14 protein-coding genes are annotated in these 16,315 nt (G+C 54.5%); 2 read left to right on the top strand and 12 right to left on the bottom strand.

The window, feature by feature from the left end; all coding sequences use genetic code 11:
* Positions 1-319: 319 nt before the first annotated feature.
* The 9 genes from SJI19_RS23365 to SJI19_RS23405 all read right to left on the bottom strand — a co-directional run bounded on the left by SJI19_RS23365 (position 320) and on the right by SJI19_RS23405 (position 11,571).
* Entirely contained in the window at positions 320-1,171 is an 852-nt protein-coding gene (locus tag SJI19_RS23365) for a glycosyltransferase family 8 protein (RefSeq protein WP_323480649.1), read from the bottom strand.
* An 18-nt stretch (positions 1,172-1,189) separates the two neighbouring features.
* The gene (locus SJI19_RS23370) at positions 1,190-2,569 is read right to left on the bottom strand and encodes a D-arabinono-1,4-lactone oxidase (RefSeq protein ID WP_323480650.1); all 1,380 of its coding nucleotides are present in this window, start codon (positions 2,567-2,569) and stop codon (positions 1,190-1,192) included.
* A gap of 79 nt (positions 2,570-2,648) precedes the next feature.
* Positions 2,649-4,832: an ATP-dependent helicase gene (locus tag SJI19_RS23375; RefSeq protein ID WP_323480661.1), complete on the bottom strand. Its 2,184-nt coding sequence runs from the start codon at positions 4,830-4,832 to the stop codon at positions 2,649-2,651.
* Positions 4,833-4,834: 2 nt separating this feature from the next.
* Complete coding sequence (locus SJI19_RS23380; RefSeq protein WP_323480651.1) at positions 4,835-6,112, bottom strand: citrate synthase; 1,278 nt, start codon at positions 6,110-6,112, stop codon at positions 4,835-4,837.
* A gap of 108 nt (positions 6,113-6,220) precedes the next feature.
* Positions 6,221-7,147, bottom strand: a complete 927-nt coding sequence (locus tag SJI19_RS23385; protein ID WP_323480652.1) for a metallophosphoesterase — start codon at positions 7,145-7,147, stop codon at positions 6,221-6,223.
* Positions 7,148-7,167: 20 nt separating this feature from the next.
* Complete coding sequence (locus SJI19_RS23390; protein WP_323480662.1) at positions 7,168-7,917, bottom strand: carbohydrate ABC transporter permease; 750 nt, start codon at positions 7,915-7,917, stop codon at positions 7,168-7,170.
* Positions 7,918-8,006: 89 nt separating this feature from the next.
* Positions 8,007-8,918 (bottom strand): sugar ABC transporter permease, encoded by a 912-nt coding sequence (locus SJI19_RS23395; RefSeq protein ID WP_323480653.1) that lies wholly within the window; start codon positions 8,916-8,918, stop codon positions 8,007-8,009.
* Positions 8,919-8,930: 12 nt separating this feature from the next.
* Positions 8,931-10,220: an ABC transporter substrate-binding protein gene (locus SJI19_RS23400; RefSeq protein WP_323480654.1), complete on the bottom strand. Its 1,290-nt coding sequence runs from the start codon at positions 10,218-10,220 to the stop codon at positions 8,931-8,933.
* A gap of 70 nt (positions 10,221-10,290) precedes the next feature.
* The gene (locus SJI19_RS23405; protein WP_323480655.1) at positions 10,291-11,571 is read right to left on the bottom strand and encodes an ABC transporter ATP-binding protein; all 1,281 of its coding nucleotides are present in this window, start codon (positions 11,569-11,571) and stop codon (positions 10,291-10,293) included.
* Between the two features lie 287 nt (positions 11,572-11,858).
* Here SJI19_RS23405 and SJI19_RS23410 point away from each other — a divergent pair, with 287 nt between their 5' ends.
* Complete coding sequence (locus tag SJI19_RS23410; protein WP_323480656.1) at positions 11,859-12,245, top strand: hypothetical protein; 387 nt, start codon at positions 11,859-11,861, stop codon at positions 12,243-12,245.
* Here the strand turns inward: SJI19_RS23410 and SJI19_RS23415 are convergent.
* Entirely contained in the window at positions 12,143-13,003 is an 861-nt protein-coding gene (locus SJI19_RS23415) for a hypothetical protein (protein WP_323480657.1), read from the bottom strand. The two genes, SJI19_RS23410 and SJI19_RS23415, sit on opposite strands and share 103 nt — an antisense overlap.
* Positions 13,004-13,141: 138 nt before the next feature.
* Here SJI19_RS23415 and SJI19_RS23420 point away from each other — a divergent pair, with 138 nt between their 5' ends.
* A complete protein-coding gene (locus tag SJI19_RS23420) occupies positions 13,142-14,020 on the top strand; it encodes an NAD(P)-dependent oxidoreductase (RefSeq protein WP_323480658.1) in 879 nt (292 codons plus the stop codon).
* A 3-nt stretch (positions 14,021-14,023) separates the two neighbouring features.
* On the opposite strand, the gene treA is transcribed toward SJI19_RS23420, so the two are convergent.
* Together treA and SJI19_RS23430 are read right to left on the bottom strand one after the other, a co-directional pair.
* On the bottom strand, positions 14,024-15,727 hold the full coding sequence (treA, locus tag SJI19_RS23425; protein ID WP_323480659.1) for an alpha,alpha-trehalase TreA: 1,704 nt from the start codon (positions 15,725-15,727) through the stop codon (positions 14,024-14,026).
* A gap of 297 nt (positions 15,728-16,024) precedes the next feature.
* Complete coding sequence (locus tag SJI19_RS23430) at positions 16,025-16,228, bottom strand: 4-oxalocrotonate tautomerase family protein (protein ID WP_323480660.1); 204 nt, start codon at positions 16,226-16,228, stop codon at positions 16,025-16,027.
* Positions 16,229-16,315 lie beyond the last annotated feature (87 nt).

Consider the following 16,315-nt stretch of genomic DNA (forward strand, 5'->3'; position numbering starts at 1 on the left):
CTACTGCACTGTTTTAACCAATAAATCATAAAATGGAATGCGGTGCACAGAGTGACTTGATTGAATGTTGTCGCGGATACCCATGTGACCCTGCCCAGTAATAACGGACACCGCCCTAAGCGAGATGCTTTGGTTCATCTTGTTCTGGGCTTAGCCCACCATTAGCACTGTGCCGATGGTAACGATTATAGTCATGTCAATGTAACTGAACACTGCGTCTTTCCTGTGAGCCGATTGGCCCGGCAATGCGAAATCCCCCCAATGGGGGGACGTGACTCGACTTGGATGGGCCACCTGCACGGTGCGCGGTTCGGTTAGATTAGGTGTTGAGTGGTTTTAGTGCGCCAGCGGTCTGCCACCAGAGTGTAATGAGTGGGTAGTAAGGATCTTGCTGGGTTTGCGGCTGGGCGAGCGGGTATTTCCAGGGCTTGGCCAAAATAAAATGAATATTTTTTACCTGACTGCTATCCCAAATATTTCGGTGATGCAGCGACAGGGTTTTTAACCCATTGTATTGATAGGACAGTGGCTGCCAACGATGCAGAAAATAGCGATTAAGCAGGTCCTGCTCGGGAAAAGGAAAAGCAGAGAGATCGGTGATTGCCGTTAGACTGGCCTGCAGATCGGCGAAGATGGCCTTGTCTGGGGTCAGGACGACGGTACCGGAGTTGAAATAGGGCGCGACGCCGTGCGGCACGGCGGCATCATCTGCCCCGTCGCCATAGGTATAATGGCAATTGGCTGGCACCCAGTCAGCGGGGTAGGTGGCGATATGGTTTGGATTGCACCGGCAAGCGTGGCAGGCGGCAATCCAGCCTGGCTGCAGCGGTAAGTCCATTAATTCATCCATATTTTTCACCACCAGCATATCGGCATCGAGCAACACCAAACGTGAAAATTCCGTCAGATTCCAGGCGCACAGCTTGGTCCAGACTTCAGCAAAATGAGCATGGGCATAATTTGCTGCCACCCCAGGTGCTGGGCTGAGGGCAGCAACATCGCGTACCAGGCATCCTTCATCGGTCAGGGCCGAGCGTGTGGCTGCATCGATGGACTGTGTGACCATCACCACCAGTGGGTAACGGGTTTGTGTATCCCGCAGCGATTGGTGCAGCGTTCTGACGCCCAACACATAGTCGGGCTGGGTCAACAGTGTTATCCATGCCTGCATGACATACCTCCTATCAGATCAACGAAACAGCGCTGTGCTGAAGGCGTTGGCGAATTTACCCGCGGGGTCCAGGGCAGTTCGCACCTCGCGAAACTGTTGCCATTGTGGATAAATATCGGGCCAATGATAAAGTTCCGGGTCGAAATATTTACCCCAATGCGGCCGACCGCCTTGCTCTGCCAGCAGTTTTTCTACCGTGTTGAGAAAACACACGCCGTCTTTTGACAAGGTGCCGTCGGCGGCGTAGTACACCACAAAACCGAAAAAGCAGGTGGCTTCCTGACCGGCTGGACTCAGCCAGGCGTCAGAGGGTCCAGTACAGCGCAGGATCACCGGGTAATGCATATGGGGATGCGTCTCGGCATACCATTGTTTGATTTTCTCAATAACCTGGCCGGCGCGCCGCAGCGGGATACCGATCTCGATGTTGATTTGTGGCGTCGCAATGCCGCGGCAGTATATCTGGTAGATATCACCGGTAATATCCGTGAAATTTTTAAACCGTTCGACGGTTTTAAACGGTTTATCTCCCTTTGCGCCCTGGATATCGTGTTGCATATGTACCAGCGTGCGCTCCACCGTGCTGTTCATTGAATTATCGCCGGACGACAACGAGAGGGTTTCGCGGTTATTGTGCTGATAGGCCAGTGCCTCGTCGGGGGTCGCTTCCCGGGCGCGCCAAACATGGACCAAGTGATCTTCTGGGAACCACCACGCTTTGCTCATCGCAAAGGTCTCGTTCCATTCAACCAGGGTTGATTCGAGATCTGCATCGTCAGTCGCGTTCTTAAAGCAGGTGAAAATTGCCAGGGGTATCGTTTTTAACGTTACCTCGGTGAGGATTCCCAGCGTTCCCAGGGCCAGTTGCGCGGCACCAAACCACGGGTGTTGGCGATCAATCTCCAGTATGCTGCCATCCGCCAGGACCAAACGCATACGTTGCACTTCGTCGGCGATGGAACTCTGGCCCAAACCTTGGCCATGGGTACCGGTGGCAATGGCACCGGCCAGCGTTTGCAATGCGATCACTCCAGGAGATGAGGGTAGCATGCGTTCCATGCCTGTCAGGGTAGCGTAAACCTCATGCAATGGCGTGGCCGCGCCAAAGGTCACCGTATCCGGCGTCGAGGCAACCAAACCCGTCAGTGCGCTGGCATCGATTAACATGGTGTCGCGTTTTTCGGCGTGCAGCAAGTCGCCGCTGGAGAGTCGGCTACCCATAATGGCAATATTGCCGGGGTGTGCTGTCACCAGCGCCTGCAGTTGCGCTTCATCGTTGGGCCGCTTTACCTGTTCTTTAGTGCCCAGCCGGTCATTTTGCGCCCAGTTCCAAATCTGTGGATCTGTATCAAGCAGTTGTGTGTTTCTAATGGGAAATCTATCAGCGCGTGTTTGCAACAATCCGCTCCTTATGGGTTTGGTCAGAAAAAATAAAAAATGCTTACATACAGTGTAACGCATTACCCGTGGCTAACCGTCAGGTCAACGGTTTTAGCGGCGCGCTGAACTGCATGCTGCGTTCGGTGGCCAGCCCGTCGAATTTAACCCCATAGGCATTCTCGTGGTGCAAAACCGCAGTGATGCTGCCGCTGCCAAATACCGGATGAAACACCCGATCACCTTCGTGAAAGCGGCTGTTTGGGCCGACATCGCTTGCCCCGTCGTCCGTCATTTTTTGTGTGGCGCCCATGATCATGGCCGGGTCCAGCGGTTGATCGAACACGATATGCTCGCTGCCGGCATCAAAAATAAACCGCGACGGATATTTGACCAAACCATCATTGGCCAGGCCTTGCGCATCGCTCAGATAGAGTCCGTCCATGGCGCGGGTCATCGCAACATAGGCCAGACGGCGTTCCTCTTCCATTTCTTCGGCGGAGCTGATTTTACGGCTGGGAAATACCCCTTCATTTAACCCACAGATAAACACATAGGGGAATTCCATGCCTTTGGCCCCATGGATAGTCATCAGTTTGACCGCGTCTTCCTGCGGCTCATGGTCCAAATGGGTAAATAAGGCGATCCGTTCCAGAAAATCCTCCAATGTGGCTTCCTCATCGGCTCCGGCATTTTCGACGGTGCGCTTGAGTTCCGCCACGTTATCCAGGCGTTCCTGATCCCCCTGCAAGCGCAGAAACTGCTCATAGCCGCTCAAGTCCAGCAAGGTTTGCAACAGGTTGCCCAGGGATAGCGCAGCCCGGTGCTGCCTAACATGTTCAATGGCTTGAACATATTCCGCGACGCGGCTGCCCTTAAGCATACCGCTCGCCAGGTTTTCCTTTAATGCCTGATAAAGCGACAGCCGGTGTTGCTCGGCATAGGCCGTCAGCGCCTCCAGACGCTTTTTACCAAACTTGCGCGCCGGCAGATTAACCGTGCGTAAAAAGGCCACATCGTCGCCAAGAGTGACCATGCGTAGATAGCAAATAATATCTTTGATTTCCCTGCGCCCATAGAATTCAATGCCGCTGAAAATCCGATAGGGTACGCCTCGCTCGATAAACCGCTCTTCCAACGCGCGGGTGAGATAGTGGGCGCGATACAGTATCGCAACACAATCGAGGTTAATGCCGTTGTGCCGTAGGCGGTCGATTTCATCGAGAATCCAATCCGCTTCATGTCGGTCGCTTTTAGCATGGTAATAACGTGGGCGTGTACCTGACGCCTTCACCGCCAGTAAGCTTTTCGGGAATCGCACCTGGTTTTTTTCAATCAGGCAATTCGCCGCAGCCAGAATTTCCGGCGTCGAGCGGTAGTTGGTGACCAGTGTGATGGTTTTGGCCGTGGGATAGACCCGATCAAAATCCAAGAACAGCCGTTGATGGGCGCCGCGCCAGGAATATATGGTCTGATCGGGATCGCCGACGATAAACAAATTGCCGTGTTTGCCTGCCAGTAGCTGGGCGAGCCGGTACTGTTTTTTGCTGACGTCCTGAAACTCATCCACCATGACATATTGCATTCGATCCTGCCATTTTTGCAGCACCAGCGGGAATTTTTCCAAAATCCAGGTGGCGAAATTGATCAAATCGTTAAAGTCGCAGCCAAAACATTTTTTCTGCTCGTATAAATAACGCAGAAATATCTCTTCGTCACGATCGCGAGCGGTGGCGAAGCGGGCTTTCAGCTGTTCGTTGTCCAACTGATAAATATCGTCAATATAGGTACTGGCATGCAGTTTTTTAGCCTCTAGAACCTCGTCCAGGGTCCGTTTGATGGTGGTATCACGCAGCGTTAGCCCCATATCGGCAAAAATCTTCAGCAGGATCTGTTTAAGATCCTCCATATCAAGAATAATGAAGTTGCGTGGATAATGCAGTAGATGGATCTCTTCTTTGAGCAATTGCAGGCAAAATGCGTGAATGGTGCAGATCGTTGCCAGATCCCGATCGCCAAGCTCAGCGCGAACGCGGCGTTTCATTTCATTGGCGGCACGGTTGGTAAAGGTCACACACATGATGTTTCTGGGTGCAATACCCAACTGTGAAACTAAATAGCAGTAGCGCTGGGTTAAGGTGCGGGTTTTACCGGTACCCGCCCCAGCGATAATGCGCAGCGGCCCTTCGGTGATCTCCACCGCCCGCCGCTGCTCTGGATTGATAAGGTCTGACAGTATGCATGTTCTCCAGTTAATGGGGCTGCTCGCGCTAAAACGGCTGATCGTTAAAGGCGTGAGGTAAAATCGCGCTGCGGTTTACCGACATAAACCTGACGCGGGCGGCATATTTTCAGCGTTTGGGTGTGCATCTCATTCCAATGCGCAATCCAGCCGATGGTGCGCCCGACGGCGGAAATGACCGTAAACATGGACGGTGGTAGCCCCATGGCTTTAAGAATCAGTGCCGTGTAAAAGTCGACGCTGGGATAGAGTTTGTTTTCCAGGAAAAAGGAATCGGTCATGGCGATATGTTCCAATTCCATCGCGACCTTTAATAAATTGTCCTCCATCCCCAGCTCGCTGAGCACTTCATGGCAGGTCTTGCGTAACATCGCGGCCCGCGGATCAAAGTGATCGTAAATTGAGTTGCCAAATCCCATCAGGCGAAACGAATCGTGTCGGTCCTTGGCGCGTTTTACAAATTCCGGCACCCGATCGACGGTGTTGATCTCCTCGAGCATGCGCATGCAGGCCTCGTTGGCACCGCCGTGTAGTGGTCCCCACATTGACCCCAGTCCGGCAGCGATGCAGGCGAAGGGGTTGGCACCGGATGAACCGGCAGTTCTTACCGAGGTGGTGGATGGGCATTGTCCATGATCTGCATGCAAAATCAGGATGCGATTCATGGCGCGCTCAAGCACGGGGTTTACGGTATATTTTTCGGCCGGAATGGCGAACAACATATGCAAAAGGTTACCCGCGTAGGAGAGCGAATTCTGTGGGTACACCGAAGGCTGCTCGATAGAATATTTATAGCACATTGCTGCTACGGTAGGCATTTTCGACAGCAGTCTGATGGCCGCCAACTCACGGTGCTCAGGGTTATTGACATCCAGCTCTTCATGATAAAACGCCCCCAGAGCACCGACAACTGCACACATTAACGCCATGGGATGGGAGTCGCGGCGAAACCCGCTCAGCATCCTGGTCATCTGTTGGTTGATGAGTGAATGACGGGTGATATTTGCCGCAAAAACATCATACTCTTCGCGGGTGGGTGCCTCGCCTTGCAGCAAAATATAGCAAACTTCAAGAAAACTGCAGTGCTCTGCCAACTGATTGACCGGGAAACCACGGTGCAACAGCACGCTATTGTGCGCATCGATATAGGTGATGGCGGATTCGCAGCCGGCGGTATTGGCAAAACCCGGATCATAGGTAAAGAGCTGCTGGGCGCCAAAAGGGCGGATATCCAGGGCCACGCGGCCTACTGTACCGGGGTGTAAATCCAGTTCCACGGCATGGTGTTGATTGAGCGTAAGCCTGGCTTTTTTTCCCGTCATGTTTCATGTTCTCCCGTACGAATGATGGATATTTTAACATTACTCGTCTGGGGGACGATAGACCAGCAGGAAAAAGCGCTTCATGCCAAAGTAGTGACGGCGATAAGGTTATTTCAGCGTCAAACTGTGTTGTGTGCCATAACCGTGCAGGGTTAGCGTGTTACCGTACAGTTCTACCACCGCAAACGGTGTGCTGCGCGCACCGTCCACTAAGCCTTTAAGCGTAATAAAATCGGTGCCGTCGATACGCTGATAGCCGCCGGCATGCTGGTGGCCGGCAAAATAGGCGCGTGCGCGATATTTTACCAGCAGCGCCACCACAGCCTGATGATTCCAGAGATTATGTCGATCCTCCGGTGCCAGGGGATAATGCCCGAACACTATGATCTGCTCGTGGCGTTGCGCCGCCGTTTGCAGGGTCTGTGCCAACCAGTCAAGCTGGGCCTCGCCCAGGCCGCCGTTCCAGGGCTGGGCCTGAATGGCGCCTTGCGCCTGGAGTTGACCCAGCATGTGTTGTGCCCGCAGTTGTTCGTCTCCGTTGGCCTGGTTGCAATACAGGCTGAGATCGTTGCCATCAATGGCGATAAAGCAATAGCCGGCAAAGCTGAAGTGAAAATAGTGTTTTGGCAAAGCCAGCGCGGGACGTTGGCTGGCGAGGTGTCGCGACAGCGTATCTGCGTCATGGTTACCCATCACCGTCAGATGGGGGTGCTTAAGCCGGCGGTAAAGTGGCAATATATCCGCATAGCTAGACCACTGGCGGTCGACTAAATCCCCGAGCGTCACGACAAAATCCAGCGGCTGCTGGTTGAGTTCGTCGATGACCTGGGCCAGTTTTTCCAGGCTGTGGCGATAATAGCGAACGTGCGAAGGGTCGGGATCGACGTCGGCGTATTGCGGATCCGCCAGCAAACCGAAACGTACGCGCACTGGCCTATTTTCGTCGTCGCGGGGGGGGCCCATCGCCGGCAACCGGTAAAACTCACTGACCTCGCCCAGCGCATGCAACTGCTCAGGGGATAATGAAACAAACATTGACGGTGGCTCCTTAGCGGCTAACGGATACCTGCGCGCATAAACGATTGCACAAACTGGCGCTGAAACAGCAAAAACAACACCAGTAGCGGCATTGAGGTCATCAGCGTGGCGGCACTGATCAACGCCCATTGCACCCCTTGCTCCGGGGCGGAAAATAGCTGCAACCCGACGGTCAACGGACGTACCCGTACCGAATCTGTGATCACCAGCGGCCAGAGAAAATCGTTCCAATGAAAGCTGATAGACACCAGCGTAAAAGCAATATAGACCGGTTTCGCCAAGGGAATATAGATCCGGCGCAGAATATAAAACCGGCTGGCTCCTTCGATGATGGCGGCCTCTTCGAGCACCAGCGGAATGCTTTTAAACGTCTGGCGCAGCAGGAAAATGGCAAAAGCCGAGGCAAAATAGGGCAGGGCAATGCCTAGCAGCGTGTCTCGTAACCCCAAGGATCCAATGGTCTGATAATTGTTCAGGATCAGCACGTCGGGACTTATCATTAACTGCAGTAGCACCAGCGCAAAGATAATGCCTGCGCCGGTTAAACGAAAACGTACCAAGGCATAGGCCGCCATGGTCGCCAGGATCAATTGGCACACCACGATCAGCAACACCAGGGCCAGGGTATTGATAAAATAGCGGCCAAACGGCGCTGCCTGCCAGGCATGAACAACATTTTGCCAGGTGAGTGGCGATAACAGGGAAAAGGTACCCTGATCGGCCGCCGGGTGTATCGCCACCCACAGGGAAACCAATACCGGCAGCATCCACAGCAACGCCGCGCACCAGGTCAGTACTCTCCACGCCAGACGGCTGGGCGCTAGGGTTATTGGCGCTACCACGTTGTCTACCAGGCTCATTGATAGTGCGTCCGTTTATCCAGAAGGTGAAATTTGATCAACGCAATGGCCGCCAGGATCGCCAGCAGCACCACCGTCATTGCGGCGGCGTAATGCAGATCCCAGTAGCTGAATGCCGTGCGATAGATATAAAACAACAGTAAGTGGGTGCTGTTATCCGGACCACCGTTAGTCATGGTGATCACCTGATCGACAATGCGAAAGGCATTCATCGATGCGTTAATCAACACAAATAAGGTGGTGGGCATTAACAGCGGCCATTGCACACGACGAAAGAAATAAACCGGCGACGCGCCTTCAATATCGGCAGCTTCCGCCAATCGTGGATCAATTTGCTGCAACGCCGCCAGATAAAAAATCATAAAGAATCCGGCCTCTCGCCAGACTGACACCGCCATCAGGCAATACAGCGCGCTACCCGGGTCGCCAAGCCAATTGACCGCCGGCAGTGAAAACCAGGCCAGCAAACGGTTAAGCAGGCCGATTTGCGGACTATAAAAGAATAGCCACAGATTGGCGATAGCGACCATGGGCAGCAGCGAAGGAATAAAAAAAGCCGCGCGCACCAGCCCGCCGGCACGCATTCGCCGATTGACGGCCAAGGCCATCAATAAGGCCAATCCGACCGCCAGTGGAATGGTGATAGCGGCGTACAGCAAGTTGTTACGTACAGACACCATAAACGTGTCGTCGCTGAGCAATGCCCGGTAGTTTTCCAGTCCGACAAAGTGCGCCGGTTTGCCGTTTATTCCGGCACCAAACACACTTTGCCACAGGGTGGCGATGATCGGGTAATGAGTAAACGCCACCAGAAAAACCGCCGCTGGCAGCAGCAGCAGGTAGCCATAAATCTGCCGTGATGCGCCGTCATGGCGCATCAGAAAGGCGGGGGAAGGCCATATTTTCATCTTACGGCCCGGTTACTGATAACGTTTTAATAAGCGATCGGCTTGCTGTTGCGCTTGCGCCAACCCTTGTGCAGGCGGGGTGCGTAAGGTGACCGCGGCTTCCACCGCACGATTGAGCAGATCCTGAATTTGCACGCTGTCATAGGTAGACAATTCGGGCTGTGAGTCGCTGAGCTGCTCGCGCGCCACCAGCGCCTGGGGGACTTTTTCCACATAAGCGCGCATCATCGGGGTCTGCCAAGCGGCGGGAGAGGTGGCGACATAACCGGTGGCGATACTCCATCTGGCTGCCTGCTCGGGTGCTGATACCCAGCGCATAAAGGTTATCGCGGCCTGCCGCTGCGCGGGTGTGGTGTTGTTAAACAGGTAAAGGTTGCCGCCGCCGGTCGGGCTGCCGCGCTGGGTTTTTTTCGGCAACATGGCGATGCCGAAGGGGAATGTGGCATTATCGCGCACCGTGGCCAAATTGCCGGTGGTGGTGACCATCATGGCGGTTTTGCCGTTGATAAAGTCTTGTGGGGTGGTGCTCCAGGCGATAGCACCCTTGGGTGATACGGCGTACTTCTGCGCCAGGTCGGTTAGCCAGGTGAGTGCTTCGACATTGGCGGGGGTATTAAAGGTGACTGCGGTACCTTTACCGTTATCCAGTTGACCGCCGTTGGTCGCCGCGATCCCCTGAAAATTCCAATAGCCATTGGGGGTGGAGGGAATTTCAATCCCCCATTGCTTTACATTGTCGCCGTCACGGATGACCAGTTTGCGGCCAAAATCCACTACCTGTTGCCAGTTTTCCGGCGGGGTATCAGCATCCAGTCCGGCATTTTTGAATGCCTGCTTATTCCAATACAGCACGACGGTAGAGCGCTGGAAGGGAATACTCCAAATCTTATTATCAATCTTGCGGATAAACGCCGGATAGAAGCTGTCTAGCCAGGCGTGGCCGGCGGCGTCGGTAACCTGATCGCTCACCGGCACAATGGCGCCGGCGTTGATCAGCGAATACACCTCAATATCGCCGATGACCGCAATTTGCGGTGCGTTGCCGCCACGAAAGGCGGTCAAGGCTTTGGTCACGGTGGTCGCGTAATCGCCGGTATAGACTGGGTTAATATGGATATCCGGATGGATTTTTTCAAAGTCGCCAACCAGTTGTTCGATGGTATGGCTTATTTTTCCGCCAACGGCGATGGGATAATACATCTGTAGCTGAACGTTTTCCTGGGCCAACGCTGGCGTACAAAAACTCGCCAGCGTCAACGCGGCCACGGTAACAGGCCGGAACAGCCGGGTAGCAAGAGTCATGGGGTTTCCTTTCGACATAACGCTAAGATGATTGTAAGGTGCGACGCATTGTGTGACGGAGCACCGGGAATTATCGGGCTGTGTTGCGCGCAATATTCACCTTCTGCCAGGTCGGGCGGTCTTCGCCCGATAGGCGTTTCCCGGTAGTCGCCGAGAAGATATATTCTGCGGCGGCGGGCCAATTCAGGCCGAGTGTGTCTTGCGGCCTGAAGCGGCGCATGCCCGTCAGCTTGATGGTGATGGGGTCGGTTATGCCGGGTAGCGCGCAGACCATCAGGGTATAGGCGCCCATATATTCACAATGGAGAACCTGACAGGAGATCATACCTTTGCCCGCCGGTGCCAGGGTCATCTCTTCGGCTCGTATTCCCAGGCAAATATCTGTTGCCGGGGTAGTGCCGGGCACCGGTGTTAGGCAACTATCAGCCAGTGGCGCAGAGTGGGGTACCGGTGTCAGACCCATATTCGTCGCTGGGGGGATGCTGGGCGCCGGTGTCAGGCTATGACTTGTCGCTGGGAGAATGCCGGCGGCCATTGCCAGACGTGTATTCGCCGGATGTGGATGATCGCTCTGTGGAACGGGTGTTTTCCTTTGCGCGGTGGTGTTTCCCCGGCGATATAGCGGGATAATATTCATTGACGGCGCGCCGATAAATTGTGCGGTGAAGATATTCGTCGGATGGTTATAGAGCTGGTCTGGTGAGCCGTGCTGCACCATTCGGCCTTCATTTAATAGAATGATGTTATCCGCCATGCTCATGGCTTCGGTTTGATCATGGGTAACGTAGATCATGGTCAAACCGAGTTTTTTTTGCAGGGCGCAAATTTCACGGCGCATGGTCTGACGCAACCTGGCGTCAAGATTAGACAGGGGTTCGTCCATCAGGCACAGCTTATGGTTAGCGATCACCGCTCTGCCCAGCGCGATGCGCTGCTGTTGTCCGCCGGAAAGCTGGGATGGCAGGCGGTCCAGCAAACTGTCCAACTCCATCAGGGCGCTGACCTCGGCCAGCCGCGCCGCGAAGCCGTGCTTATCCTCACCCCGTGCGCGCAGTCCAAACAGCAGGTTTTCCCGTACGCTCAAATGGGGAAACAATGCGTAGGATTGAAACACCATGGCGAGTCGACGCCGGGAGGGGGGCAGGTGGGTAACATCTGATTGAAGGATCTCTACCCGCCCGCTATCCGCCTGTTCCAACCCGGCAATAATGCGCAGCAGGGTGGTTTTTCCACACCCGGACGGCCCCAGTAATGCGACAAATTCACCCTCTGCAACCTCAAAGGAGATATTGTCCAGGGCCTTTTTTTTACCCCAGGATTTGTCAATAGACTGCAAGGTCAAATAAGACATGCGCAGATGCCGGTGCTCAGAAGAATCAATTGGCATCAGCATAGAAGGGGAAAATGACATTTTTATAGCAACGTTATGACAATCGTGTTGCGCTGGACCGCCGGTTACCCGGCGGTGGCGTTATTCCAATATTGTGCTCATTTCAGGGAAACCGGGCCTCACCGGGATCGTAAAGCGGCTTGGGTGATAACATCGTGATTTATCAAGACCTCAATCGCGTTTTAGGTCTCATTTATCCTTCATTGACGCTATACAGATGACTCTTTTGGTTAACGGAGCAACAAAAAATGAAGGTGATAACCACGATACTGACCCTGTTGTTATTTTGTGCCGTAGCACAGGCTGCAACGCCGCAGGTTGGATTCGTTAAAACCCAGATAGTGAGCAGTCAACCGGGCAATAAACCGATGGAAGTGGCGGTATGGTACCCCGCTCAGCAGGACGGTACGCCTGAACTCATCGGTGACAATGCCGCATTTGTTGGCCTGGAAGTGGCCCAGGATGCAAGTCCGCTACCGGGTGCGCATCCTTTGGTGGTGATTTCCCATGGTTTTGGCGGCAATTGGAAAAATCAACTTTGGCGCACGGACATCCCTAGGCGCTTGGATAGTTTGAGAATGCTGAGATCGGGATCGGCATACAGCCGCTCATCGCGCATGAGTCGATCAAACTGACTCACCCGGCGGTAATCATCGTCTGTGGGTGTCGGGGTCTGGACGTCGTGGGTCACGTCGGATTCCACGTGGATGGGGGCAGTGGTTTGTCGGTCCGGCATGGGGCCATGGTGCAGGCGGTTACCGACCCGGATAAATATAACTACCAGCAGCACCAACGTTAGCAAGTTGGCGGTGGCCACCATATAGACCGCGCGGGTTCCCCGATCCAGGCTGAAATCCAGCGCTATGGCAATATCCAGCGCTGCAGACAATATCAATAGCGTGCCAGCACCGACACATCGGCGTTGCTCAATGCCCCGTCGGCGCCAACCGCGTACCAATGATATCGTGACGTCCTGGCGCCACGCTAAATATATCAGCGCTGCGCCATATCCCATGTAAATCGTGATCAGGGTGAGATCAAGCAACGGCAATGGAAGCCATTTTCGACTGATAATCCCGACGATGGTTATCATGATCGGCAGCAGATGTCCGTAGTGAAAACCAGAAGAATACGTCGTGTCGGTACGTACGCGTGCCCGCAGGCAATGCCAGCAGACTGTCGGCAATATCGCGGCGACCAATGGTTGGAGGTACGCCGCAAACGGAAAACCGCCGCCCCAGCGCAATCCCACCATTAGCGAGCACAGTGCACAGGTGGCGATAAGCATTAGTGCGCCAGATGCAGCCAGGATTCGCTGGCGCTGGCTAAACAATTGCAACCACAGCAGGGCCAGCAGTAGACTGTTGATCAAGGGCAGCGAGAGATTGGGCATCGTCGCAGGATCCTCCGCTCTGATAAATAGCGCTTATTATACTGGTTTCACCCTCGCGAATAAACGCGGCATGAACGCAGGGGCTTAACCGGCTGCCTCATTGCCCTGTAAATACCAATCGTTATAAGGATCCGTTTCATGAATACACTACCCGTCGTTGCGGTGCTTGGTTTAGGTGCCATGGGCCACGCTTTTGCAGCCAATCTGGTGACGAAGGGATTTATCGTCCGGGGCTGGAACCGTACCCGCCAGCGTGGCGAGGATTTGGCCGCAGCCGGTATGACGTTATGTGATACCCCCCGCAAGGCTGTATCGGGAGCGCGGGTCATTATTGTGATGCTACCGGATGACGCCGCCGCCACCGAGGTGATACATGGCCCAGACGGTGTGCTTGAATTGCTGGATAACCAGGCGATTATCGCACAAATGGGCACCATCGGCAGCGCCGCTACCGAGCGGTTAAGTCGCATGGTGGCGCAGGTCAGGCCCGATGTGGTTTTTCTGGATGCACCCGTGTCCGGGACCAAAACACCGGCGGAAAATGCGCAAATTATGGTTTTGGCTAGTGGTGATCGCCAACGCGCCGCCGCCATCGAGCCGGTATTCTCAGCCATTGCCAAAGCGACCAAATGGTTTGGTCCCGCAGGCGGTGGAACGCGTATGAAATTGGTGGTTAACGCTTGGCTTATTGCCATGATGCAGGGCATGTCCGAAAGCCTGCAACTGGCGCAACAACTGGGTTTTACTCCCGACGATTTTTGGGATGTGCTGGAGGGCGGTCCGCTGGCTGCCCCCTATGTTAAAAATAAACTCGAGATGATCAAGGCCGACAACTATGCGCCGCAGATGCAGCTGATCTGGGCGCTAAAAGACGCCAATCTGGCCCTGGACGCGGCCGGATCCGGCCACATGCCAGTGTTGCGCACTACCGCCGACCTCTGGCAGTGCGCCGTTGACGCGGGTTTGGGTGAAGAGGATATCGCGGTGGTGTATCGCTATCTGCGCGATCACCACTAACGTTTACCGACCGGCGGCGGCCGGGTTAAAAAACGGTGTTGTTAAGGGGGGATTACGGCACGCTGGTGTGACGCTGCAATACCTATCCATCAGCTTAAGCGTCACGCCGTTGGTCCAGCCGAAACCGTCCTGCAACGGGTACTCACCGCCGCCACCGCCCGATCCCTGACCTTCAACCACATATTTTTCCACCAACTTTTGTTGATGGGCATACAGGTTTTGCACGTTGGTTAAAAAGCGGGTACCTATGGCCTGAGCCAATGCATCCTGGCCGTAGTTATGCAATCCCTCTACCGCAATCCATTGCAAGGGCGCCCAGCCGTTGGGGGCATCCCACTGCTGGCCGGTATTGACGGTGGTCGTAGATAGCCCACCTTCTTTGAGCAGGTGTTCGCGCACCGCGCGGGCAGTGGCGACCGCGCGTTCGCGCGGTGCGATGCGCACGTACAGTGGGAACACTGAGGCCGCAGTGATGGGGTGGGTGATCGTTTTGCGGCGCCAGTCATAGTCGGTGTAATAACCATCCTGCGGATCCCACAGATAACGATTAATGGCGTCGGCACGTTTCTCAGACAATCGAGCATAATGATCGGCGTCCTGAGGACGGTTCGCTGCCCTACTGGCCCGCACCAGCGTCCGTTCCAGATGATAGAGCAGGGCATTAAGATCGACGGGTACAATATCCGTGGTATGAATGGTGGACAAATCCTTCGGATCCCGTAACCAGCGTGAACTGAAGTCCCAGCCGGACGCGGCTCCAGCGCGTAAATCGCGATACACCTCTGCCGCCGGGCGGTCTTTGGCCTGATTGGCGGTGGTGACATCTTCCATATAGGATTCAGTGCGCGGCACATCCCGATCGTCCCAATAACGGTTCAGCAGGCTGCCGTCATCCAGGCGGACGCTGCGCTCGGCCGCCGTGCCTTTGGCCAGATCTGCTGCTCCTTGCATCCAATATTGATACTCGCGAGTCAACTGGGGCAAGTAGCGCGCATAGGTGGCGTCACCTTCGTGGGTGGCCAGCAGTACCACCATATATGAAAAAAACGGCGGCTGGGAACGGCTCAGGTAATAGGTGCGATTGCCATTGGGAATATGGCCATAGGTATCAATTTGATAAGCAAAATTGTCGGTCATGTTCCTAACCAACGACCAGTTGCCACTTTCCGCCAGGCCAAGCATGGTGAAATAACTGTCCCAATAGTAGACTTCACGAAACCGCCCGCCCGGAACCACATACCGTTGCGGCAGTGGCAGCAGCGAGTCATAAGGTTTGACACTGTCGGAACGGCGGGTCAGTTCTGGCCAGAGTCCGTCGATATGCTGGCGCAGCGTCTGCCCCGCAGGGGATTTATACGCGGGACGCTCCGCCGGCAAGGTGAAGTGGGCATCGGTGAAACGTTTAAGATCGAAACCAGGCTGTTTTTTTTGCCGTTGATATTCCGCCAGAATTTGCGCGGGTTTTGCGTTTGGAACCGCATCGGCAAAGATTTTTTGATCGGGATAAATTTTGGCGCGTTGCACGTCGGCAAACAACGGACCAAAGACGACATCGGGCGGTGAAAATGCTGAGGAAGTGAGCTGCGCCGTGGTCTCCCCCACCGGCTGCGCCGCGCCAACCCGCAATGCCGGGCCGGCGGCCAGTGCCAATGCGAGTGATAGGGACCAAATAAGACTCTTTAATCCACGTAAATCAAGAACCTGCATGGTGTCTCCTTTTTATCCATTGGCGAAGCCATGTAGGCACGGGCTCGCGATGGTCAAGATGTTCGTGTGCAAGGGAGGGTACATTAATAGTTTAATAATGTTTTATTTTAGTTGAAAACAGTTTAGTCGGTATTTATGTGAATGCGGGTGACAACAGCCAAAACTGCAAGAGAGATCAACCTATTGCGCCATCCGGTGGCTTATCATTGTCCTCCATACCCCCGAACACGTCTGCCTGCGGGAAAACCATCATGTGGCGAAACCAAGCGCTGCAGGCGGTCATATGCCCTATTGCGTCTAGTTGCTCTCCCGACGTCGCTCGGTGACGCTTTGCCCGCCGATACCCCAGTTATCCGTATCCACCTCGTCAATGATCACCACGGTGGTTTGCGGATTTTTATTCAGCACCCGCACCATAAGCTCTGTTGCTCCTTTGATCAGTTCGGCTTTTTGCTCCGGTGTCGCGCCGTCGCGGGTGATTTTGATATTGATAAATGGCATATTGACTTTACTCCCAATGAGTGTGGCAAGAATGGCCTGGTATTATATCGTTTCTATAGCCATTGTGGGTGATAACTCGGCATACAG

The organism is Acerihabitans sp. TG2 (genome assembly GCF_035013185.1).
Taxonomy (GTDB): Bacteria; Pseudomonadota; Gammaproteobacteria; order Enterobacterales; family Enterobacteriaceae; genus Acerihabitans.